Annotated in this window: 20 protein-coding genes; 14 read left to right on the forward strand and 6 right to left on the reverse strand. The window is 46.4% G+C overall.

Going from position 1 to position 23,749, the window contains the following annotated elements:
* Nucleotides 1–24 precede the first annotated feature (24 nt).
* Nucleotides 25–1,782 (reverse strand): DNA repair helicase RadD, encoded by a 1,758-nt coding sequence (gene radD, locus MAR181_RS07740; RefSeq protein ID WP_013796035.1) that lies wholly within the window; start codon nucleotides 1,780–1,782, stop codon nucleotides 25–27.
* A gap of 85 nt (nucleotides 1,783–1,867) precedes the next feature.
* On the opposite strand from radD, the gene MAR181_RS07745 reads away from it, so the two are divergent.
* The 11 genes from MAR181_RS07745 (at nucleotide 1,868) to MAR181_RS07795 (ending at nucleotide 12,235) form a co-directional block, all read left to right on the forward strand.
* On the forward strand, nucleotides 1,868–2,560 hold the full coding sequence (locus MAR181_RS07745; RefSeq protein WP_013796036.1) for a 2OG-Fe(II) oxygenase: 693 nt from the start codon (nucleotides 1,868–1,870) through the stop codon (nucleotides 2,558–2,560).
* Between the two features lie 138 nt (nucleotides 2,561–2,698).
* A complete protein-coding gene (gene trhO, locus MAR181_RS07750) occupies nucleotides 2,699–3,694 on the forward strand; it encodes an oxygen-dependent tRNA uridine(34) hydroxylase TrhO (RefSeq protein ID WP_013796037.1) in 996 nt (331 codons plus the stop codon).
* A gap of 200 nt (nucleotides 3,695–3,894) precedes the next feature.
* Nucleotides 3,895–6,243, forward strand: coding sequence for a DNA polymerase III subunit gamma/tau (gene dnaX / locus MAR181_RS07755; RefSeq protein WP_013796038.1), 2,349 nt, complete (start codon nucleotides 3,895–3,897; stop codon nucleotides 6,241–6,243).
* Nucleotides 6,244–6,260: 17 nt separating this feature from the next.
* Nucleotides 6,261–6,587, forward strand: a complete 327-nt coding sequence (locus tag MAR181_RS07760) for a YbaB/EbfC family nucleoid-associated protein (RefSeq protein WP_013796039.1) — start codon at nucleotides 6,261–6,263, stop codon at nucleotides 6,585–6,587.
* A gap of 11 nt (nucleotides 6,588–6,598) precedes the next feature.
* Nucleotides 6,599–7,192 carry a recombination mediator RecR gene (recR, locus tag MAR181_RS07765; RefSeq protein ID WP_013796040.1) on the forward strand — a complete coding sequence of 198 codons (594 nt, stop codon included), beginning with the start codon at nucleotides 6,599–6,601 and terminating at the stop codon, nucleotides 7,190–7,192.
* A gap of 1 nt (nucleotide 7,193) precedes the next feature.
* Nucleotides 7,194–8,336 (forward strand): ribonuclease D, encoded by a 1,143-nt coding sequence (rnd, locus tag MAR181_RS07770; protein ID WP_013796041.1) that lies wholly within the window; start codon nucleotides 7,194–7,196, stop codon nucleotides 8,334–8,336.
* Nucleotides 8,337–8,365: 29 nt separating this feature from the next.
* The gene (locus MAR181_RS07775) at nucleotides 8,366–8,659 is read left to right on the forward strand and encodes a YcgL domain-containing protein (protein WP_013796042.1); all 294 of its coding nucleotides are present in this window, start codon (nucleotides 8,366–8,368) and stop codon (nucleotides 8,657–8,659) included.
* Between the two features lie 2 nt (nucleotides 8,660–8,661).
* Nucleotides 8,662–9,141, forward strand: coding sequence for a YcgN family cysteine cluster protein (locus MAR181_RS07780; protein WP_013796043.1), 480 nt, complete (start codon nucleotides 8,662–8,664; stop codon nucleotides 9,139–9,141).
* 49 nt (nucleotides 9,142–9,190) lie between these two features.
* A complete protein-coding gene (locus tag MAR181_RS07785) occupies nucleotides 9,191–11,038 on the forward strand; it encodes a VWA domain-containing protein (RefSeq protein WP_013796044.1) in 1,848 nt (615 codons plus the stop codon).
* 17 nt (nucleotides 11,039–11,055) lie between these two features.
* Complete coding sequence (locus tag MAR181_RS07790; RefSeq protein WP_013796045.1) at nucleotides 11,056–11,850, forward strand: class II glutamine amidotransferase; 795 nt, start codon at nucleotides 11,056–11,058, stop codon at nucleotides 11,848–11,850.
* 139 nt (nucleotides 11,851–11,989) lie between these two features.
* Entirely contained in the window at nucleotides 11,990–12,235 is a 246-nt protein-coding gene (locus MAR181_RS07795) for a hypothetical protein (protein ID WP_013796046.1), read from the forward strand.
* A 112-nt stretch (nucleotides 12,236–12,347) separates the two neighbouring features.
* Here MAR181_RS07795 and cysK read toward each other — a convergent pair whose 3' ends face one another.
* A complete protein-coding gene (gene cysK / locus MAR181_RS07800) occupies nucleotides 12,348–13,313 on the reverse strand; it encodes a cysteine synthase A (RefSeq protein ID WP_013796047.1) in 966 nt (321 codons plus the stop codon).
* 167 nt (nucleotides 13,314–13,480) lie between these two features.
* Between cysK and hrpA the strand changes: the two genes are divergently transcribed.
* From hrpA to MAR181_RS07815, 3 genes are read left to right on the forward strand one after another with little or no spacing between them, the layout of a single operon-like run.
* Nucleotides 13,481–17,353 carry an ATP-dependent RNA helicase HrpA gene (gene hrpA / locus MAR181_RS07805; protein WP_171810330.1) on the forward strand — a complete coding sequence of 1,291 codons (3,873 nt, stop codon included), beginning with the start codon at nucleotides 13,481–13,483 and terminating at the stop codon, nucleotides 17,351–17,353.
* 57 nt (nucleotides 17,354–17,410) lie between these two features.
* Complete coding sequence (locus MAR181_RS07810; RefSeq protein ID WP_013796049.1) at nucleotides 17,411–18,241, forward strand: MlaA family lipoprotein; 831 nt, start codon at nucleotides 17,411–17,413, stop codon at nucleotides 18,239–18,241.
* A gap of 15 nt (nucleotides 18,242–18,256) precedes the next feature.
* Entirely contained in the window at nucleotides 18,257–19,294 is a 1,038-nt protein-coding gene (locus MAR181_RS07815) for a GGDEF domain-containing protein (protein ID WP_013796050.1), read from the forward strand.
* A 13-nt stretch (nucleotides 19,295–19,307) separates the two neighbouring features.
* On the opposite strand, the gene MAR181_RS07820 is transcribed toward MAR181_RS07815, so the two are convergent.
* The 4 genes from MAR181_RS07820 to dusA form a co-directional block, all read right to left on the reverse strand.
* Nucleotides 19,308–20,408 (reverse strand): PQQ-dependent sugar dehydrogenase, encoded by a 1,101-nt coding sequence (locus MAR181_RS07820; protein ID WP_013796051.1) that lies wholly within the window; start codon nucleotides 20,406–20,408, stop codon nucleotides 19,308–19,310.
* 199 nt (nucleotides 20,409–20,607) lie between these two features.
* Nucleotides 20,608–21,123, reverse strand: coding sequence for a sugar O-acetyltransferase (locus MAR181_RS07825; RefSeq protein WP_013796052.1), 516 nt, complete (start codon nucleotides 21,121–21,123; stop codon nucleotides 20,608–20,610).
* Nucleotides 21,124–21,253: 130 nt separating this feature from the next.
* Entirely contained in the window at nucleotides 21,254–22,204 is a 951-nt protein-coding gene (gene tal, locus MAR181_RS07830) for a transaldolase (RefSeq protein WP_013796053.1), read from the reverse strand.
* Nucleotides 22,205–22,209: 5 nt separating this feature from the next.
* Nucleotides 22,210–23,247: a tRNA dihydrouridine(20/20a) synthase DusA gene (gene dusA / locus MAR181_RS07835; RefSeq protein WP_013796054.1), complete on the reverse strand. Its 1,038-nt coding sequence runs from the start codon at nucleotides 23,245–23,247 to the stop codon at nucleotides 22,210–22,212.
* Nucleotides 23,248–23,749 lie beyond the last annotated feature (502 nt).

A 23,749-nucleotide genomic window follows, 5' to 3' on the forward strand; every position in this document is an offset into this window, starting at 1 on the left:
CGAAAAGAAGGACGTATAAGCTGATTAGTTAAGATCGTTGGCTTTGCGAAAAGGTCCTTGATAATCAAACAGTCGCTCTGTAACTTGCCAGTGCTGTTTGTTCTTTTTCGCGATCACGAAATCGGGGGTAGGTAGGTAGTCTATAAAAGGTGCCACTTGCTCTGCTTGATCAAACTCTAGGGTCTGGCTTGCGTTGGCAATACGACGCCCAAATAGCTCATTAAAGCTTTGTCGAGATTTTTTATAGTCGAAGCGGAAGGTTTCAGTGAGAGTTAAGCCATCTTCGTCATGGTAAGTGATTTTAATGCTGTTGTCTGAAGTGTGTATGCTCGGACTGATGCCTGCGCAGCGCAGTACTTTGTTGTCTTTTAGGTTTAATGCTTTTCTCAGTAGATCATCTGGATCAATCAATTTTTCTTGGCAATGTTGGCAGTGTCGAGCGGCAATGTCGTTTTCTTCATTGCAATGAGGGCAGCGTTTAAATCGAAAGCGATACGAACATTGCTCTTCACCATGCGGTGTTTCAATCAGCCCGTGGCAACGACGCCCAAAATGCTCGATGACATTGCCATCAGCGTCTTTTCGCCCCCAAAAAGTATTCGCAAAATCACACTCAGGGCAATGGATTTGCACAGCGACGGAATCGGCGGTTGGTCGTTTTTCACCTATCTCTGGCTGGAAAATATTGTAGCCGTTGTTGGTGTAGTCCAATACTAGGCAATCTTTCTTGCCTGGGCTTGAACGCAAACCTCGCCCGACAATTTGTTGAAATAAGCTAATGGATTGTGTCGGGCGCAAAATGGCAATGACATCCACGTGTGGGGCATCAAACCCTGTGGTCAACACAGACACATTGACCAAATACTTTATCTCTTTGGCTTTAAAGGCCTGAACCAGTGAATCCCTTTGTTTGTTCTTGGTCTGACCTGTAATGAGGGCGGTTTGATCAGTAGGTAAATAGCTAACGATTTCTTTCGCATGGTCTATGGTGGCAGCGAAAATCATCACTCCTTGACGGTCATGACTCAGTTGCAAAATCTGTTCGCTGATCGCTTGTGTAACCCGTGGGTGTTTGTGGATGAGTTCATTTAGGGCGATATCGTCCGTGCTGTGTTCACCATCGAGACTTTCTGTTAATAGGCTGAAATCGTAGTGGGCAATGGCTGCATCGTAATGGATTGGTGGGGTTAGGTAGCCTTTCTTGACCATGTGTTGCAGTGGTAATTCGTATATGCATTTTTTAAAAAAGGCGTCTTGCGTTGGGCGAGCGTAGCCGTGGTAATGTTGCTCATAAATCCAGCCGCTGCCAAGTCGGTAAGGTGTCGCGGTTAAACCAAGAATTTTTACCTTAGGGTTGAGGGCTTTGAAGTGAGCGATGGTACTTAAATATTGGCCATCATCGTCTTTGCCGATACGGTGGCATTCGTCAATAATGACTAGGCTAATCGCTTGATCAAATCGTTCTAAATTGGCGGAAATTGACTGGATGCTGGCAAAGATGGTTTTCTCATCATGGCTCTTCTGTTTTAAGCCAGCCGAGTAAATGCCGGCGGAGGAGCCTGTCGCGACGAATTTAGCATGATTTTGCTCGACCAGTTCTTTTACGTGTGCAAGGCAGATAACGCGGCCTTTTGCTAGTCGACTTAACTCCGCAATGACTAAGCTTTTGCCAGCGCCAGTTGGCAATACAATCACCGCAGGGTCATCAGAGCGCCGAAAGTGCGCTAGTGAAGACTCGACGGCTTGAATTTGGTAATCGCGAAGTTGAAAAGCTGGGCTCATGGTCAGATTATCTAGGTGTGTTAATTGTGTGGCTACAGTATGATAACCAGATTGGCAATTTTGCCTGTTTAGGAGTGATTAATCTATGCCTCTTGAAACTTTATCCGCTCCTTCTTTGTACGTTGAAAACTCGATTCCGACCTTTAGTCGAGAGGCACCGTTTGCCAATGTCTTGATGGATCTGCAAACTCAGGGCTGGAGTGTACAAGACCAGTTTTTTTCCGATGAATTTACTCAAGCTCTGATGGATGAGGTGCACGGCATTGATCATGCCAATATGCAGCAGGCTGGCATTGGGCGAAAACAAGATCATCAGGTGATGTTAGATGCCCGTCGTGATTATATCCAATGGATTGACCCCGACAGGCCGATACGCCGTGATTTTCTGAAGGTGATGGAAGAATTAAGGGTGGCTTTAAATCGACGACTTTTTCTGGGGTTGTTTGATTATGAGGCGCATTTTGCTCGTTATGAAAAAGGCGCATTTTACGAAAAGCATCTCGATGCCTTTCAAGGGCGCAGTAATCGAGTGTTATCGACGGTATTGTATTTAAATGATGATTGGCAAGACCAAGATGGTGGTGAGTTTGTACTGTACGACGAACGGGAAACCGATAACGTACTAGGGCGTTTTTACCCGCAAAGAGGTCGTTTGGCGATTTTTCTAAGTGAAGCCTTCCCGCATGAAGTGTTGGCCGCCAATCGAACTCGGCACAGTATTGCTGGTTGGTTTCGTATCAATAATTCCACAGGCCAAATAGTCGACCCTGATCAATAAGGTTTTTTCGCTATTGCCGTTTTAATCTGTTGCTATTTTTTGTACCAATAAACTCGAAAAATGGCGAATAAATCTCTATAATGCGCGCCGTTAATCATTGCTCTGGTTTTACGTTCCAGACCGCATAGGAGAGAAAATATGTCAAAAGTCGTTGTATGTGCCCTTTATAAATTCGTTGAACTTCCGCATTACGAGTCCATTCGTGAGCCTTTATTGAAAGTCCTAGAAGACAATCAGGTGCGTGGTACCTTGCTGTTAGCAAGTGAAGGGATCAATGGCACCGTTGCCGGATCTCGCGAAGGCATCGATACCATGTTGGCTTGGTTGGATCAGCAGCCGGGACTGGAAAACATAGTATCTAAAGAATCTTATGACGAAGATATGCCGTTTTACCGTACCAAGGTAAAGCTGAAAAAAGAAATTGTCACCATGGGGGTGGAAGGGATTGATCCAAAACGTGTGGTCGGCACATATGTGAAGCCACAAGATTGGAATGACCTAATTTCAGACCCAGACGTTATGCTGGTCGATACTCGTAATGATTACGAAGTACAGATTGGAACTTTTCAAAATGCGGTCAACCCAAAGACCGATACCTTCCGAGAGTTTCCGTCTTACGTGAAAGACAACATGGATCCGAAGAAACAGAAAAAAGTGGCCATGTTCTGTACTGGTGGCATTCGTTGCGAAAAATCCACCGCCTACATGTTGGAGCAAGGCTTCGAAGAAGTGTATCACTTAGAAGGTGGTATTCTTAAGTACTTAGAAGAAGTGCCAAAAGACGAAACCATGTGGGAAGGTGAGTGTTTCGTATTTGATAATCGCGTTTCGGTGAATCATGATTTGGAAAAAGGTGAGTACGACCAGTGTCACGCTTGCCGTATGCCGATTACCGAGGAAGAGAAGGAAGACGAGCGTTTTCAACAAGGTGTCAGCTGTGTGCATTGTTTCGACAAATACACAGACGAGCAGCGTCAGCGTTTTATTGAGCGTGAACGTCAAGTGCAGTTGGCTCGTCAGCGTGGCGAAGAACACATTGGGGCAGAGGTTTTAGATGCGGTTGAGAAACACCGTCAAGAAAAGGCCGCTGAAAAAGAGCGTCAGCGCAAAATTCGTGAAGCCAAAGCGAACTAATTAGAGCGCAGATCGGCATTGAATGAATAGGCTTACTCATCTGTGTAGGCCTATTTTGTTTTTGCCAAACGCTTGATCTTTAAAGTGAACTTTTTTGCTTTCAGGGTTAAATAGTTAGCATTCTAACGTCGAACAATGGTTTCGAAATTGCTCTGACTACCGTACAATAAAAAATCGCTTTTCATTAGCCAGAATTCATCATGAGTTATCAAGTTTTAGCACGTAAATGGCGTCCTCAGACCTTTCTTGAAATGGCAGGGCAAGACCATGTTCTCCAAGCATTGGTAAACGCTTTGCGTCAGCAACGTTTGCACCATGCTTATTTATTTACAGGGACACGAGGGGTTGGTAAAACCACCATCGCACGTATCTTTGCTAAGTGCTTAAACTGTGAAATCAATGGCATTTCTCCAGAGCCTTGTGGCACTTGTGACAGCTGTCGCGAAATTGCCGAAGGTCGCTTTGTGGATTTAATCGAAGTCGATGCGGCGTCTCGAACCAAGGTAGAAGACACTCGAGAGCTGCTTGAGAATGTACAATATGCACCTACTCGTGGTCGTTTTAAAGTCTACCTGATAGACGAAGTCCACATGCTGTCGACGCACTCGTTTAATGCCTTGTTAAAAACCCTTGAAGAGCCGCCAGAGCATGTGAAGTTTCTATTGGCCACGACCGATCCGCAAAAGCTCCCAGTGACCATCCTTTCTCGTTGTTTGCAATTCAACTTGAAAAACATGTCTCCTCAACGTGTGGTGGATTACTTGCAAACGGTATTAACCACAGAACAGGTGCCATTTGATCAGCCGGCTTTATGGCAAATTGGCCAAGCCGCCAATGGTAGTATGCGAGATGCTTTGAGTCTAACGGACCAAGCCATTGCCTTTGGCGATGGTGGTATCTCCGAATCCGGTGTGACCGCCATGTTAGGTTTGGTCAATCAAGCTCAGATTCTTGACTTGTTGGAGCGCATCGCATCAAAAAATGCCGCCGATGTATTGTCTCGTATTGAGGCTCTCGCAGATTATCAACCGGATTTCGTCGCCATTTGTGGCAGTTTATTGGATACCTTGCACCGTGTGGCGATTGAGCAACAAGTGCCGGGCGCCTTAGCGGATCAGTTAGGGGACTTAGCGCAGATCCAAAATATTGCCAAAACGGTGAGTCCTGAAGAAATTCAAGTGATGTACCAGAGCTTGTTGGTTGGCCGTCGAGATTTACATCTAGCGCATTCGGCTCGTGCAGGGTTTGAAATGCTCATGTTGCGAATGATTGCTTTCCGTCCTGCGCCCCCTATGACCGTGAGTCATCAAATGCCTCCGACGGTGGCAATGGAAAAAAAAACACCTGACGTTGGCCCCAACAGTACATCTGAAAACACATTAGACCCTGCTGCTGAGGCTGAGGCCGATGTTGCCGGAATGACATCCGCTAACGGGTTAGCCGATGCGGAAGATCAACGCCAATCCGACCACATTCAAGCAAAGCAAGCAGCGCCAATACAAACATCTTCGCCGTCTACAGAGCTAAGTGCGGATGAACGTCCCCCATGGGAAGAGGCGCCAGCGGACGAAACAATCGATGAGACGGTAGACGACAATATAGCGCCTGCGGCACAGTCTCAAGCAGTACAGCCTCAAGCAGTACAGCAAGCGGATTCAATGCTTGAGCCTATTGCTGCTTCAGAGAATTCAGAGAGTGCAGCGTCAGATGTCGAGAGTTCAGATCTCTCTCGTTCTGAGGTAGACGCGTCTACCGTGATGACGCGTGAAAGTGAGCGCCCAGTAGAGCATTCAACTGAGGCACCAAAGGCAGATGTTGAGAGCGTGGTCGATCTTGATTCTGGCCAGGACGACCGTAAAATGTCTGAGCGAGCGGTGGCACGAGTGGAGTCGTTGCTGGAAGCGTCTCATAATGCGTCTGAGTCGATTGATGATGACGAAGAGGAAGATGAAGAAGAGGCAGAAGAGCGAGCCATTGCGGATGTGGCTGACCCCTTTAACCCTGCTGCTGATCTTGTTGAAGCGTTAGCCTCTGAGGTCATTGAAGCAGAGCCTGAATCCGCTGAGAAAGATTCATCAGACCCTAGACTGGCCAAAGTACCAGATACCATAGCGCAACCTGCTTTGGGGATGCCATTACCTGAGCTGAATCATTATAATGAGCTTACCATGCAAATCTGGTGGCTGGTGGCACCGCGCTTACCTCTGAGAGGCTTGGTGCAGAATATTTTAATGAATTCCAGTATGGTGGATGCCAGTGACCAAGGCATTCGACTGCAAGTGCCGCTTGAATATGGGCACATGCTAAACCAAGTTCGTTATGAACAAATTCAAGGGGCATTGGGGGATTTTTTTGCCATGCCAGTGCCTTTGATCATTGATACTGTAGAAGAGACCGAAGGGGTCACTGCAGAAGAATTCGCGGCCAGCAAGCGTGCAGAAGCCTTGCAGGTAGCGATTCAACATTTGAATTCACACCCGGTTGTGCAAGCCTTGTCCAGTACAATGGGCGCACAACTGGTTTATGACTCAGTAAAAGTTAAAGCTTAATAATTTGGAGAGAAATGATGTTTAAAGGTGGTATGGGCAACATGATGCGCCAAGCGCAAAAGATGCAAGAAAACATGCAGAAGGCGCAAGAAGAAATTGCCAATATGGAAGTAGAAGGCCAAGCGGGAGCCGGTTTGGTGAAAGTCGTGATGACGGGGCGTCATGATGTGAAACGCGTTTCTATCGATGATTCTTTGTTCGAAGACGATAAAGAAATGCTGGAAGACTTGATTGCCGCAGCGATGAACGATGCCGTGCGCAATATTGAACTTAACCAGAAAGACAAAATGGAAGAAGCGACAGCCGGTATGTCTCTTCCACCAGGCTTTAAAATGCCTTTCTAGGAGCTGACCTCTTGTTTAGTCCTCTTATTTCGGAACTGATTGAGTCTTTGCGTTGTTTGCCTGGTGTTGGGCCGCGTTCAGCTCAGAAAATGGCTTTATACTTGTTGGAACGTGACCATCAAGGCGCCGACAAACTGGCCAGCTCACTGCGCGAAGCTTTAGACAAAGTTGGGCGTTGTGGCAGCTGTCGTACGTTAACGGAAGAGTCCGAGTGCGATATTTGTCAGGATCCAGAGCGCGATAAAAAGCACTTATGTATCGTTGAAACACCAGCAGATGTCGTGGCGATTGAATCGGCTGGTGCGTATCGAGGGCGTTATTTTGTCTTGCTTGGGCACTTATCTCCGATTGATGGAATTGGGCCGGAAGAGTTAGGACTGGATCGTTTGGAGGCCTTGGTGGTCGAAAACGAAGTAGAAGAAGCCATAATCGCAACAAACTCCACAGTAGAAGGCGAGGCGACTTGTCATTATATTGCGGAAAAACTCAAAACATTGAATATTAATGTAAGCCGCATTGCCCATGGTGTGCCCATGGGCGGTGAGTTGGAATACGTTGATGGCAATACTCTGGCCTTAGCGTTAGAGGGACGGAAGACACTCTAAAATGAACGATCATGATGAGGCGTTGAATATTGTATGGGTCGCAGATAATGCGTCCTTGGCCAGCTGGTGTGACTATTGGGCGGAATTGCCTGTTATTGCGGTGGATACTGAATTCATTCGTCGCACAACCTACTTTCCGATTACCGGCCTAATTCAGATCAGCGAAGGTGAGAAAGCGGTTTTAATTGATCCTTTAGGCATTGATGATTGGGCACCATTAAAGGCGTTAATGGTGAACACAGCTGTGATGAAGGTGTTTCATGCCTGTTCTGAAGATCTCGATGTGTTTGATCGTTTGTTAGGGGTACTCCCAACGCCTTTTTACGATACTCAGGTGGGTGAAGCCTATGTCAGTGCGCAATGGTCATTGAGCTATGTGAAACTGATTCATGAATACCTGCGCATTGAAGTGGCAAAAGATGAAACCCGTTCAGATTGGACACAGCGCCCATTGACCGATGCGCAAAAACGTTATGCGGCACTGGATGTGGTCTACCTTGCGAAAGTCTATCCGATGCAGGTGGCGCGTCTAAAAGATAAAAAAATGCTCGATTGGGCATTGGAAGACTGTGACACACTGAAGTGGCAATACCAGATGAACTCAGACCCAGAGCAAAACTGGGCTGGTGTGAAAACCGCATGGCGTTTGTCTCCAGAAGGTCTGACCTTGTTACGTCTGTTGTTTCTTTGGCGCGATGAACAAGCGCGAAAAGAAGACGTGCCAAAGGGACAAATACTGAAAGATCGTACTTTATGGTCTATTGCTAAAATTCTACCAACGCATCATAAAGCCATTTCCTCTGCCGAGGAAATTACGGGTCGTCAGCAGCGCTTGTACGGAGAAACCATTCTTGAGAAAGTCGCAATGGTAAAAGAGCTGTCAGCTGATGAATATCAATCGCCATTGGAAACGCCTTTGCCTTCTCAGGCGGGGGAGTTAACCAAAGCGGTGAAAGCCTTCGTGCGTGGTCGAGCAGAAACCATGGGCGTGGCACCAGAAGCCATGATGAAGCGCAAGCTGTTAGAACCTGTGGTGCGCCATTTGTTTGATGGTTCTGCCATTGATTGGCAAAATCCAGCCATGACGGGTTGGCGTCAAGATGTCATCGTGAACCCGATTTTAGATAAGTTTAAAACGTCCTAATCGGCCATTTGATTGGTCAAGAGAAAACTATGAAACAGCAACTGATTATTGAAGTGTTCCATTCATCGAAGCGAGAAGGTATGTACCTTTTCGTGGAGAAAGCCGTGGGCGTATCGAAAGTGCCAGAAGCGCTTATGGAGCGCTTTGGCAAGGGCATCAGTGCCATGACCATGTTACTGACACCAGAGAAAAAGCTAGCGCGTGCAGAAGCGCAAAATGTGATGGATGAAATCCGTGATAAGGGTTTTTACTTACAATTGCCGCCAGTGAAAGATGACTATTTGTTGGATCTTTATAAAACCCCAACGGAAGCTGTTTACTAACTATGATTGCGAAGCGTTACGAACCTTTCTGGAAAACCGTGCCATTGGAACAAATGTCATCGGATCAATGGGAATCCATTTGTGATGGCTGTGGTAAATGTTGCCTGCAAAAATTGCAAGATGAAGACACGGAAGAGGTGTTTTACACCAATCTATCTTGCCAACAACTCAATTTAACCAGTTGTCAGTGTAATGTTTACGAAACAAGACAGACTAAAGTGGCCAGCTGTATTACTCTGACACCAGATCAAATCGATGAGTTTCATTGGTTGCCTGATACCTGTAGTTATCGAGTGTTAAATGAAACCAAAGAATTGCCAAGCTGGCATCCTTTGGTGGTTGGAAGCCATAAAGAAATGCTCCGTCAGGGGCTAACCGTCCAGCACTATGCTGTGAATGAGCAATCGGTAGAGGAAGAGGACTGGGATACCCATATTATTAAGTGGGTACACGGTATGCCGGAACCTTATGATGTAAGTTAATCCGATTGGTTGGTCAATTACAGCAGTGTAATTCAAGGAGTTCGCAGACGTGAAGTGGTTGAAATTAAATACAGTGTTGTTATTGGCCCTATTAACCTTTTGGGGACCTCTTGCGAAAGCCGACGCGCAATTTCGAGTCATTGTCGATGCGTCAGGCAGTATGCTCATCAGTGATCCTGATAAACTCACCTCCGAGGCCTTACGTCTCATTTCCAATTTGGCGCCAGATGAAAAAGCCACCTTAGGAATTTGGCTGTTTGGCGAAGCACCACGAGTGTTGGTGCCAGAAGCCCCAGTTAATATTCAAACCAAGGCCAGAGTCGCCAGTTACGTTAACAGTTACCTTACGCAAGACGTTAAAACGGACTTAGAAGCCATTATTAAACTCTTGCTTGAGACGCCGGATGCGGGTGGTTTGGAGCCAGGTTTTGACCGTCACTGGATTCTGGTGACCGATGGCATGGTAGACATCAGTTTAGACGAAGCAATAAACAAGGCGTCCCGTGATCGCATTCTCAACGAATTGTCGCAACAACTTGAGTTGTTAGACATTCATTTACACACCGTATCCATGACAGGTTATACCGATAAAGCCTTGTTAGAAAGCTTGTCCCTTCGCACCAATGCAACCCATACAGAGGTGGCCGTCCCCGAAGATTTATTAGACACCTTTGATCGTATTTTCTCGCAAGCCTCTCCATCCGATGAATTGCCTTTGGACGGTAATCAATTTGTGGTGGATCAAGCCATTGATGAATTAACTCTTGTGGTATTTCATGAAAAAGGGGTGTTACCAGAGGTCATTTTACCTGATGGCTCTTCGTTGCCGATCAAAGGGGACTTTAATGTGTCTGTGTCGGCGGCGGATCATTACACCTTGATCAGTGTGCAAGATCCTTTGCCAGGCACTTGGCAAGTTAAAAATGTGGATTTATCGCGCAGTAGCGTTCGTGTCATTACCGATTTGAGTGCGCGAGCCACCAAAATTGCCCCCGTCATTTTTATAAATGAAGAGATTTATTCCTCTATCGGTATTTTCTTAGAGGGTGTGTTAATGCAAGACCCGCAGCTATTGGACTTGGTTACGGTTAAGCAGACCTTGTATCGCTTGAATGGCGAACAAAAAGAGGAAGTTTTGTCTTATGATGTGCCCAAAGCCAATGACCAATTCAAAATCCGTCTGTCAGGGATTGGTGTGGCGGGTAATTACGAGTTAGTCAGTGAAGTAGACGGGCAGACCTTTAAACGTCAATTGAGTCAGTTCTTTACCGTACATCCTGCGATTGAATTTAAAGGCTCGGCGCCAAGTGATAACCTCGTGGCCTTTACGGCGACACCAGTGAATTTGAAGCTAAACCTACTGCGCTCTAGTGTCGTGTTGGAGTTTACGGATAACAAAGGTGACAAGCGAACAGAAGAAATGCCACTCATCGGGCAAGGTTACTGGGAAAAGGTCATGCCAGTCTCTCCGGATGATCATGTGATCGTTCGGGCGAAATTATCTGGTGTGACGCAAGCGGGTTTGCGATTTGAATATCAAACGCCGGAGTGGCATTTTGATCGACTAGGGGAAGCCGATACGACGGTTGGTATTGGAGGGCAAGCGGTTAAAAGTTTACTGGTATCGCCTTCCAATTCCACTAATCGAGAAGTCATGCCAGTCATGGTTGCGCCGGCTATTTCCATTGTGGAAGAAGATGGTGAGCCAGTAGACGAAACGGTCGATAGCGCCCCATCCGAATCGCCCATGGCCGAAATAGATGAGGTAATGGATGAAGTAGACACCATGACATCGACCGATTGGATCATGTACGCAGCACTGAATATCGCTGGCTTGGCGGTAATTGTGGCGGGTGTTTTGTTGTATCGACGCATTCGCAAGAATGGGTCCAAATAAGAGTGAAATAAGCGAGCATGTGTGAATTGTTAGGCATGAGTGCCAATGTGCCAACGGATATTTGTTTTAGTTTTTCAGGCTTACGAGCCCGTGGTGGCCGGACTGGACCACACAAAGATGGCTGGGGAATGGCCATGTATCGAGATGGCGATGTGTGGGCCATTCATGACCCCAGACCCAGTGCCGATTCAGACATGGCGGAAGTGATGAGTCATACGTCGTTAAAATGTGACATCGTTATTAGTCATATTCGTCAAGCAAACGTCGGGGCTGTGTGTTTGCTCAATACTCACCCTTTCAGTCGTTTATTGTGGGGCAAGACTTGGTCGTATGCTCATAATGGCCAACTGGAAGCCGCAGAGGCTTTAGTGATAGACAAAACACACCCATTAGGCAGTACGGATTCAGAACGGGCGTTTTGTTGGATCATTGAACAACTTCAACGCCGTTTTGATAACCTTGAACCAGAGGTTGAAAGCTTGTCGCAAGCTTTATCAGAATTGGCGCTGCAGCTAAAAGAGCGTGGCGTCTTTAACATGATGCTATCGGACGGCAAACGGCTCTATTGCTTCTGCACAACCAAGCTGCACTGGATTACACGGCGAGCACCTTTTCAAAAAGCCAGTTTGTCCGACGAAGACGTTATTGTCGACTTCCAAGCCGTGACCACGGATAAAGACGTGGTCACGGTGATTGCGACGCAGCCGTTAACTCAGGACGAAAGCTGGCAGCAAATGCAAGAAGGCGAACTGTGTGTGTTTGATGGTGGTGAAGTCGTCTGCCAGATAAAACATTCATCATCGGTGGCCTAAGGTTCAGTGCGTCAGTTAGGACTGACGCTGACAAGCTTGGGAATAAATAGTTTGGATAATAGCCATCTTCGGGAACTTTTTATCTGAGCACCAATAACTGGTATCCTTGCGGCATTTGAACAGTAACAGAGTAAACAGAATGATAAATGACAATGAAGTAATTGCCACATTAGAAGAGCTGGAAGCCTTTGTATTGGCGGTTGAATCGGGTGGTTTGGGGTTAAACAATGTGGCAGGACTGGCGCTTGCCACCAATAACAGTAATGGTCGTCCTTTTGTTGCGGTATTGGATGATAATCAGCAGCTTTTATTGGGACGATGGGTATCTGATGAGGTGTTTGAGAATGGTAAAGACATCGTTCGATACGGACCACGCAAACATTAAACACAAAGCATAAAATCAGTCATCTTCTGGCATTCGTTAGAGATGATAAAAAATCCCCGCTTAAGCGGGGATTTTTGTTTGGTCTAAGCCTAAAAGGGCAAAACGAAAAGGCTTATTGCACTAATTCGTTGTCGCTGAATTCCCCTTCAAACAAGGCCGTTGATAGATAGCGTTCACCCGAGTCAGGTAAGACCACAACGATTTTTTTGTCTTTGTAGGCCTCTTGTTGGCTTAAACGCTCGGCGGCCACAACCGCGGCACCACAAGAGATACCACATAAAATGCCTTCTTCACGCATGAGGCGTTTGGCCATGGCAATCGCCTCATCGTTGTCTACTTGTTCAACCAAATCAACCATCGACAAATCTAAGTTTTTAGGTACAAACCCCGCACCAATACCTTGAATCTTATGAGGGGCAGGCGTCGGTGTTTCACCCTTTAAGGTTTGAGTGATCACAGGGGAGCTAGTGGGCTCAACGGCCACACTGATGATGTCTTTCCCTTGGGTATTCTTGATGTAGCGACTCACGCCTGTAATGGTGCCACCTGTGCCAACACCTGCAACGAAGACATCGATGTCCCCTTTGGTGTCTTGCCAGATTTCGGGGCCGGTGGTTTGCTCATGGATTTCCGGATTGGCTGGGTTGTCGAACTGTTGTAACAGCACGAACTTGTCATCTTGAGCAATTTCTTGTGCTTTCTCAATTGCCCCTTTCATGCCTTTGGCGGGCTCGGTCAAGACAATGTTGGCCCCCAATGCTTTCATAACCTGGCGGCGTTCTAGACTCATGCTGGCGGGCATCGTAATGGTGATAGGGTAGCCACGAGAAGCCGCCACGAAACACAATGCAATACCAGTATTGCCACTGGAGGGCTCGACTATGGATTTGCCTTCGGTAAGTAGACCTTTCTTTTCTGCGTCCCATACCATGTTGGCGCCAATGCGGCACTTTACTGAAAAAGCGGGGTTGCGGGATTCGAGTTTAGCGGAAATGTTGCCGTTACCAATGCGATTTAAACGTACCAGCGGTGTATTGCCAATGGTAAGCGAGTTATCTTCAAATACTTGATGAGACATAGCATTCTCCTTTTTTGTCTTTATGATCCGAGTAGATTTGTTTCACTATAACCTCTTCATTGGGATTAATGTTAGAATTTCCAACTATATCGATAGAATGTGGTACGCCTTACCCTTTATTCAGCGTCCCCAACACCCTAATCAATTAGGATACTTCTTTGGAAACCATGCAAAATCATCTTGTGATGACGCGAGATCGTCATCGTATTAGCCGTAAACAAGAGCAAATTGAAAAACGTCAAAAAGACGGTCAGCCATTCGATAAAATGGCCAATGAACTGACGGAACTAGTCGATACCTCAAGAGCTCGCTATCAGGCACGTTTAGCGGCGATGCCGACAGTGACCTATGATGAAAGCTTGCCTGTTGCGGCGCGTGCCGATGAAATTATTAAGGCCATTCAGGACCACCAAGTGGTGATCATAGCCGGTGAAACGGGCTCAGGTAAAACCACCCAATTACCGAAAATGTGTTTGCAAGCCGGTCGTGGCCGAGCTGGACTGATTGGTCATACTCAACCGAGGCGAATTGCGGCTCGCAGTGTGGCCGAGCGTATTTCTGATGAGCTTAACGTTGATCTGGGTGAACAGGTTGGTTTTCAGGTCAGATTTAGCGATGAAAGCTCAGATAATACCTTAATAAAGCTGATGACCGACGGTATCTTGTTGGCCGAAATACAGCAAGACAAACGCCTGTATAAATACGACACCATCATCATAGATGAAGCGCACGAACGCAGTCTGAATATTGATTTCTTGTTGGGCTATCTCAAGCAAGTGTTGGCTGCTCGTCCCGATCTTAAAGTGATCGTGACCTCGGCCACGATTGATGTCGAACGTTTTTCGCAGCATTTTGATCAGGCACCAGTGATTGAAGTGTCCGGTCGAACCTACCCAGTGGAAGTGCGTTATCAGCCGTTATTAAGTAAGGCAGACTCTGATTTAGACGAAGACCAGAGCATGGAGCAGGGCGTGTTGGATGCGGTGGAGTTGCTTATCGCAGAAGAAAGAACGTCCGGTTATCGCGGCGCGGGGGACATTCTTGTCTTTTTACCGGGTGAGCGTGAAATACGAGAGACTGCCGAGATTCTAAGGCGTGCGGAACTTAGATCGACCGAAGTCCTGCCTTTGTATGCCCGTCTCACGGCCAGTGAACAACAGCGTATTTTTAAACCTCATTCAGGTCGACGCATCGTGTTGTCGACTAACGTGGCGGAAACCTCCTTGACCGTCCCGGGCATTCGATATGTGATTGACCCAGGTTTGGCACGCATCAGTCGTTACAGTGTGCGTTCGAAAGTACAGCAATTGCCCATTGAAAAGATCAGTCAGGCCAGTGCCAATCAAAGGGCAGGTCGTTGTGGTCGAGTCGCGGACGGAATTTGTATTCGCTTATACGATGAAGCGGATTTTTCCAGCCGCTCGGAATTTACCGATCCTGAAATTTTCCGAACCAATTTGGCCTCTGTTATTTTGCAAATGGCGAATTTAAAACTCGGTGCGGTTGAAAAATTCCCATTTGTTGAAATGCCGGAAAAACGCATGATTAACGACGGTTACCGAGCTTTGACAGAGCTTGGTGCGTTGAAAAAAGATCGTTTGACGCCGATTGGTCGACAACTGGCCAAATTGCCCATTGACCCCAAATTGGGCCGAATCCTGATCGCCGCTGAGCGACATGGGGTATTAGCGGATGTGGCGATTATCGTCAGTGCCTTGTCGATTGCCGATCCACGGGAGCGGCCTCAAGACAAGAAGACGCAATCAGACCAAGCCCATGCACAAGACAAAGATGAAGACTCAGATTTCGCCGTCTTCTTGAATTTGTGGGAACGCTATGAAGGCCAACGTCAGGCTTTATCGCAAAACCAACTACGACAGTTTTGCCGTAAGCAGTTTTTGAATTTTATGCGCATGCGAGAATGGCGAGACATTCATCGCCAAATCATGATCGCCTGTAAGCAATTAGGCTTTAAAGACCGCGCCAGTGATGCACGAAATTATGAAGCCATTCATCGCGCCTTGCTTGCTGGCTTGTTCACTCAAGTGGCAAACAAAATGGACGACAGCAAGGAAATGCTCGGTTGTCGTTCACGCAAATTGTCCATCTTCCCGGGTTCTATGTTATTCAAAAAGCCGCCGCAATGGGTCATGGCAGCGGAATTAGTCGAAACCAGCAAACTGTATGCACGAGTGGTGGCTCGGATTGATCCGATTTGGATTGAAGAATACGCCGCGCCGTTTGTGAAGCGTCAATATCTTGATCCTCACTTTGAGGCCAATCAAGGGCGAGTCATGGCCAATGAGCAAGTGTCGTTATACGGCTTGATCATAGTGCCGAAACGACGCATGGACTATGGTCATGTTAACCCAGAGGAAGCCCGTGAAATTTTCATTCGCACCGGCTTGGTCGAACGGGAATTACGTTCAAAGCAGGCTTTTTATCGACACAATAAAGCCCTAATTGATGAGTTAGAAACACAAGAGGCGAAACTGCGAAAACGCGATATCTTAGTGGACGATGAGGCGGTTTTTAACTTCTACGACCAGCGTTTACCAGACACTGTCCGTAATCTAAAAAGCCTAGAGCATTTTGTGAAGACGCAGCCTGATGTCTTGATGATGACGAAAGAAAATCTGATCAATCAGGACGTGGCACTGGATGACGTGGCTTTTCCAGATTCATTTGGGTTGAATGGTGTGGCCTTGCCGATTGATTATAAGTTTGAACCGGGCAAGGCAACCGACGGTGCCACTTTGAAAGTACCGGTGGGATTACTGCGTCAGTTAAGCATTGAAGATTTGGGCTGGGCCGTACCCGGCTACATCAAAGAGCGGTGCGAAGCCTTAATTCGTGCTTTACCCAAAGCCCTGCGTCGTCGGTTTGTGCCGATTCCACAATTTGTGGATCGTATTTACCCTAATTTATCGAAAGAGAAAGGCGATTTACTCGAACAGTTAAGCTTGCAGATCAAGCGTGAAACCCTGATTGATATCCCATTGAATGAGTGGAATGCGGAAAAGCTTGAGTCTCACTTAACATTGCGACTGGAGGTGGTGGATGAGCGTGGCAAAGTACTCGGCAGTGGCAAAGATTTAGCTGGGTTACAGAGTCAATTCAGTGATCTAGTGGAAGAAAGCTTTGCTAAATTTGGCACCAAAGCGCATGAAGCGGATGATCTAACCGAATGGCCTGAGCAAGGCATTCCAGAGCGCCAAGAGATCAAGCAAGCGGGAATTAAAGTGACCGCTTTTCCGGCGTTAGTGTCTCAAGGTGAAACCGTTTCATTGAAAATGTTCGATGATCAAAGCACGGCGACCGAAGCGCATCGCAAAGGGGTGATTACATTACTTAAACTGACCTTGAGTAAAGAGGTGCGCTATCTTAAAAAGAACTTGCCGCATTTAAAAGAATCCATGTTGATTTTTTCGCCTTTGGGAGCGAAAGAATCCTTATTGGATGATTTGCTCAGCGCTATTTTGGATAAAGTTTTTTTAGACGGTCGTCCCTTGCCTCGGGCAAAACAAGATTTTGAGCAATGTGTCACGACCAACAAGGGCAATTTGATCTCAATGGCCAATGAAATGGCGACACAGTTGTACCGAGTGTTAGCCTCTTATCAAGGCGTTGCAAAGCGCATGAAGGGCAGCATTCCTTTGCCTTGGTCGCGAATCTATGGCGATATTCAGTTCCAGTTAAAGCAACTTATTTATCCAGGTTTTATTGGTAACACACCCTTGTTCTGGTTGGGGCAATTGCCAAGGTATTTCAAAGGCATTGAAGTGCGTTTAGAGCGCTTTCAAAACCATTTGAACAAAGAGAATCAGTTCGTGTCTGAGTTAGAAGGGCTTTGGCAAACCTATCATAAGCAGAAAAAAGCCCATGATGATAAAGCGCTGTATGATCCGGAGTTGGTGAAATACCGCTGGATGTTAGAAGAGTATCGAATTTCGTTGTTTGCTCAGTCGGTTGGAACCTTAGAGCCTATTTCAGCAAAACGCCTTGCGAAACAATGGCAAGAAGTCAAAAAATTAGTGTAATAAACATGGGTTAGAATGTAATAGCTAGCCGAGATTTCCATTAGTAGGGATTAAATAATGCTCAATCGTATCAATGTCTTGTTGTTTGGCTTTATCATGATGTTGGCTCAATCTACTTGGGCGGCCACTGAGGAAGACCCATGGGAAGGCTTTAATCGTGCGATGTTTTCCTTTAATGACGCGGTGGATGGCGCGGTCCTTAAACCCTTAGCGAAAGGGTATAAAGCCGTTACGCCAACGCCAGTGCAAAAGGGCGTGAGTAACTTTTTCTCCAACCTAGGCGAAATCGGCAACATCACCAATAATCTATTGCAAGGTAAATGGGATCAGACAGCGTCGTCTACATGGCGTTTTATCATCAACAGTACCGCAGGTTGGCTGGGTATTTTTGATGTCGCCAGTGAGTTGGGGTTAAAAAAATACGATGAAGATTTTGGTCAAACCCTAGCCTATTGGGGAGTGTCGTCAGGTCCTTATCTTGTCTTGCCGTTCTTCGGACCGTCGACTGTCCGAGATGGAACGGGCCGAGTGTTTGATATGACATATGACGATGGTATCAGTTATTTGTCGCTGAATTCTGATGAGAAAACCGGCTTGTTTGCGTTGGATGTAGTGGAAACACGAACGCGATTATTAAACGCTGAATCTATGATCTTTGGGGATAGATACAGTTTTATTCGAGATGTGTATTTACAGAACCGTACTTATGAAATTTATGATGGTAATATTCCTCAGAAGTCAGAATCCGATAGTGTTACTAGCCCTGATGACAGTTGGGGCGAAGATGATGATTCTAGTTGGGGTGACGAAAACGAATCTAGCTGGGGGGACGAAGACGATTCCAGCTGGCAAGATGATGACAATGCAGGGAGTAGCTGGTCGGAGTAATGAGGTACGACCAATATGAACCGAAAACCATCCTCGATCAATTTTTGGTTTAATGACGACTACTTTCGAGACGTTATTTTAAAAGGTTTTTTGTGTGTAATTGGTACCGCCAGTGCCATTCTAATTGTGCTCAATTTGTTAGTTGGGCAGACCATACTGGCGCTATTGGAAATGGTTCTATTGGTCTTTACCGTCAGTGTTTGGTTTATGCCCAGAGATTGGCGCGTCTTTAAATGGACTGTACTCTGTTACGTTGCCTTTCTTTTTGGTGGCATTATCGCCTCCATTGCTCTTTCCTCCTTGTTTTCTGGTCGTCAGGTATGGGTGTTGATCTTTCCTGTTGCTTCTTATTTGATGCTAGGTCGACGTATTGCCATGTGCCTTAGTGCGATTTGCTTGGGACTGGTTTCAGCGATCATGATGGTTCGCTTTGAGGGCGAATACCAAAGTTATATGCGTGGGATCTTGGTTAATTTATTGCTGTCCTATGCGTTTATTTGGGGCTTGAGTCATGGTGCCGCACTAGTCATTAAACGAATACTGGCAGCGCTTAGGCAGATCGCTTCCACAGACCCTCTGACTGGTTTATCAAATCGCAGAAACATTGATGTTAAGTTCAAACTGGCATTGCACAGTAAGATAAACTCGACAGGAGGTTTAGGGTTCGTTCTGATGGATTTGGACCATTTCAAAGACGTAAACGATACCTATGGTCACGATGTTGGGGATGCCTTGCTGGTGGACTTTGCCGAGCGACTGCGCTCCTTTAATGAAGCCGATCCTGAATACAGTCTATATCGGTTAGGAGGGGAAGAATTTTGTGTTTGGTTACCAGGTCATCTCAGTCAGTCTTGGTCAGAAGCCTTTTGCCAATACGTGCATGACACGCCGTTTATGTTTCAAGGACATACGATTCATTATACGGTCAGTATTGGGTTGGTTACGTCGGATCAAACCACAGAGACCTTTCAACGTCTATATTCGCTGGCTGATAAATGGTTATATCAGGCCAAAAAATCAGGGCGAAATAGAGTGGTGGTTGAAACCCTGTAAAGGTCAGAGTGTCTTATTGAAGGGTGACTTTTAATAACTTTCCAGAGTCCGTCCCCAAATACAGAATCCCTTGAGTGTCTTGAGCAATGCAGCGCAAGCGCTCATTCAAGTCTTCAAGATAACGGGTTTCCTGAGTGGAGCCGTCTTTTTCAATGTGAATTTTGTTTAAATGCCTTAATGCGAGAGCAGTAGACAAAAAATCACCATTCCAGTTTGAAAACAATAAGCCATCGTATTTGATCAAACTGCTGGGCGCGATGGAAGGAATATACACCTTGATCGGGCTATTAATACCGTCTTTTTCCGTGCCTTCCCCAACGCTCACCGGACCCCAGTATTCTTTGCCATAAGAGACAATCGGCCAGCCGTAATTAGCGCCCGGGCGGATCAGGTTAATTTCATCCCCACCGCGAGGGCCATGTTCATTCGACCAAAGGGTGTGGGTGTTATTGTCATAAAACAAACCTTGTGGATTGCGATGGCCATAACTCCAGATCTCATTACGTATATTGGCATGTGAGACAAATGGATTATCCGCTGGGACCTTACCATCCAGATTTAAGCGAATGATGCTACCCGCATGATTACCAAGGTCTTGGGCATTTTTTCGAACGCCGCGATCACCAATGCTAAAGAACACATGCTGCTGGTCATCAAAGGTAATGCGGCCACCATAATGTTTGCTGGTTGAACTGGCAGATTGGCTGACCAATAAGTCTTGCCAATGGATCAAATGGTTATTGTTTAACTGAGCTCTTGCCAAGCTTGTGACAGAACCCGCCTCAGTCGGTTTCGAATAGGTGAAATACAACCAGCCATCTTGTCCATAGTTGGGTGATTTGGCGACATCCAACAAGCCACCTTGGCCACGGTTATCAACTTTAGGAAGGTTATTGAGAGCCTGCTTTTTACCACTGCTTAGGTCGACCTTATACGCCTCACCTTGCTTGATCGTCACGATGGCAAATTGGTCATCAAGCAGGCTAATGCCCCAAGGTATGCCGTTAAACTTGGCAACTTGTGTGACATTAAGGTGCTGATCATCACTAGACACGTCGGTCGCGTATCCGTTAAGCGATAATAAGCTGATAAAAAGCATGATCCAATAGCGCATTTGGCCCCCTGAAAATTTTCGATCAGTATATAGAAAATAGTCAAAGAAACCGCAGCTGGAAAGCCATTTCCTTTAGTATTGCTGATTGCTTACCTAGTTTGATGAAGTGTTCAGCATCCCGTTCATTTTCGGATGAAAGCGTGATCAATTGCGACCAATTGGACATAACTGCGATCAATTGGACATAATTGCGACCAATTTAGCCCAAATAGCGTTCGCCTTGTGCAACATTGCGAGTGACCACGGCATTGGCGGCAATAATGGCATCATCCCCTATGGTCATGCCGGGGAGGACTTTAGCACCACCGCCGATCCACACACGGTTACCTATGTGAATGGGGCGAGCAAAGCACTCTCCAGAGGCTCTTGCCGCAGCGTCACGGGGGTGATCTACCGTATACAGATGTGCGGCAGGACCGATTAACACTTGGTCGCCAATGTGGATGGGAGCGCTGTCGAGAAGCACACACTGAAAGTTGATGTAGACGCCTTTACCCAAATAAATCTGGCTGCCGTAGTCGCATTGAAAACCGGGTTCAATAACAACCAGTTCAGACTGTGCAAATAAGCGAGTAATGTGCCTGAGATTGCCTTTACTGGGGTGTGCGTTGTATTTGGCACAGGCAAGACGGGCGGCTTCGCGCTTTAGGCGAAGATCTAAGTCTAAGCTGTTGAAGTGCTCACCGTTAATCATTTTTTCAAATTCTGTCATCATGCCTAAGCCTTAAATGGTGTCATCCTTTGTTGCTCATAGATGTTGCTCATAGATGTTGCTCATAGAGCAGCCATAAAAAACGCGACCTAGGTCGCGCTTTTAGAGCATGGTTACTGAACGATAAAACGCCTTATAGCATAGAAGCCAAAGTGTCTTCTAGTTTACGCTGGTCAACGGCGAAGTTACGGATGCCTTCTGACAGTTTTTCAGTCGCCATGGCGTCTTCGTTCATTGCCCAACGGAACGCTGATTCTGTAATCGCAGCGGGTGCGGCTTTCACGTCCGTGGTTGGAACCAATTTACGTTCTAATGTGCCTTCGTCTTTCTTCAATTCTTCTAGCAAAGCTGGGCTAATGGTCAAACGATCACAACCAGCCAGTTGCTCGATTTCACCAATGTTACGGAAGCTTGCGCCCATCACAACGGTTTTGTAACCGTGTTGCTTATAGTAGTTGTAGATTTCCGTCACAGACACAACACCTGGATCGGTTTCGGCTGTGTAGTCTTGACCAGTGGATTTTTTGTACCAATCTAGGATACGGCCCACGAAAGGAGAAATCAGGTAAACGCCGGCTTCAGCACAGGCTTGTGCTTGAGCGAAAGAGAACAGCAGCGTCAGGTTACAGTTGATGCCTTCTTTTTCTAACTCTTCTGCCGCTTTAATGCCTTCCCAAGTAGAGGCGGCTTTGATCAAAACACGGTCACGAGACACGCCCGCTTCTTCGTATAGCGCAATCAACTTACGCGCTTTGGCAAGCGTTGCGTCTTTATCAAAAGACAAGCGTGCGTCTACTTCGGTAGAAATACGGCCAGGAACGTATTTTAAAATTTCTGTACCAACGATCACCGCAAGTTTGTCACCCGCATCTAGAATTTGCTGCGCTTTGTCGTTACTTTGAGTTTTTGCCCAAGCAACCGCTTGCTCAAGAAAAGGAGCGTATTCAGGAATTTGAGCGGCTTTTAGCATTAGTGATGGGTTAGTGGTCGCATCTTCTGGCAAAAAGTCTTTGATTGCCGTGATGTCACCTGTATCGGCCACAATGGTCGTGAACTCTTTTAATTGAGATAACTTGTTGCTCATTGCTCTTATCCTTTGTGTTGATGATGTTTGACCAAATCAATGGCCTCTAATAATACGTTAACCTTTGCGTCGGCTTTATGACCATTTTCGGAAAGATAGCGACGGAACTGTTTGCCGCCGGGTTCACCTTGGAAAATGCCAAGAATGTGACGCGTTAAATGAAGCAATCGTTCACCTTGTGCGAGCTTTTCTTCAACATAAGGCACAAATGCTTCCAATGCTTGATATCTGTCTGTGACCACAGGTGCATTGCCATAAATAGCTTGATCGACTTGGCTTAACAACCAAGGGTTGTGATACGCCTCGCGGCCAATCATCACACCGTCTACTTTTAGCAGATGGGCTTGGCATTCCTCTATGGTTTTAATGCCGCCGTTAATGATGATTTCAAGGTCTGGGAAATCTTCTTTTAACTGATGAACATAATGGTACTTAAGCGGCGGAATTTCACGATTTTCTTTTGGGCTCAAGCCCTGCAAAATGGCATTACGCGCATGCACAATAAAGGTCTTGACTCCTGTGGTGGAGACCTCGCCAACAAAATCACGAACCACACTGTAATCTTGTTGTTCATCCAAACCAATACGATGCTTAAGCGTCACAGGAATGTTGCAGGAATCCTGCATTGCCTTCATCGCGTCTTTGACCTTGTCAGGATGGGCCATCAAACAGGCACCAATCAAACTGTTTTGCACGCGATCACTCGGGCAACCCACGTTCAAATTGACCTCGTCGTAGCCACACTTTTCCGCCATGGCCGCGCATTGACCTAAATCTTTAGCGTTGGAGCCGCCTAATTGCAAGGCAATAGGGTGCTCGCATTCATCGTAATGCAAAAAACGCGCTGGATTATTGCCTTGTAATAAAGCACCCGATGTCACCATTTCAGTATAAAGCAAAGTGTTCTTCGTCAAGGTACGCGCAAACACCCGATAATCAGACGTAGTCCAATCCATCATGGGTGCGACGGAGAAGCGTCGGTCTAGTGTATCGCTTGTGTTATCTGACTTAGCGTCAATGGTATTCAAAGTGTCTGCTTGCATTTAAATGATCGTAAAAAGTAAAAGTGGTGACTTATGGGGCATTGCCCCAAAAGACAGCAATAAATGAGTGTCGTTATTATGTCATAAAATTACAGGATTGTGATATGGGGAGCCTTGCATAAAGTGTGGAATTGAAATTTTCTTTCTGGTGTGAGCGGTGAGAAAAGAGTTGGTAAAGTCTTTTAAAATGGTAATGAGTGCATGATCATAGAGCGCTGTTACCAAAGCCTGACTGATGACTTAGGCATCAAATTCTCCAGCCACGATATACGCAAACTGGCCCGCGACTGCTGGCAAGACATGGGCATCGATTGGACTTTCCTATTTAGATAAGTGGGAAATGCTGCTCAACCACGAACGGGACGGACTGGACAAGCGCTACATGCACACCCATTCGAGAGAACAGATGCGCAAAGCGTTGGGGGAGTGGGAAAAAAAATGATTGACAATTCAAAAGCTTAAATCAAAGATAAGCATCAATTTAAAAAAGTTATAAAGGTTA

Source organism: Marinomonas posidonica IVIA-Po-181 (genome assembly GCF_000214215.1).
GTDB classification, from domain to species: domain Bacteria; phylum Pseudomonadota; class Gammaproteobacteria; order Pseudomonadales; family Marinomonadaceae; genus Marinomonas; species Marinomonas posidonica.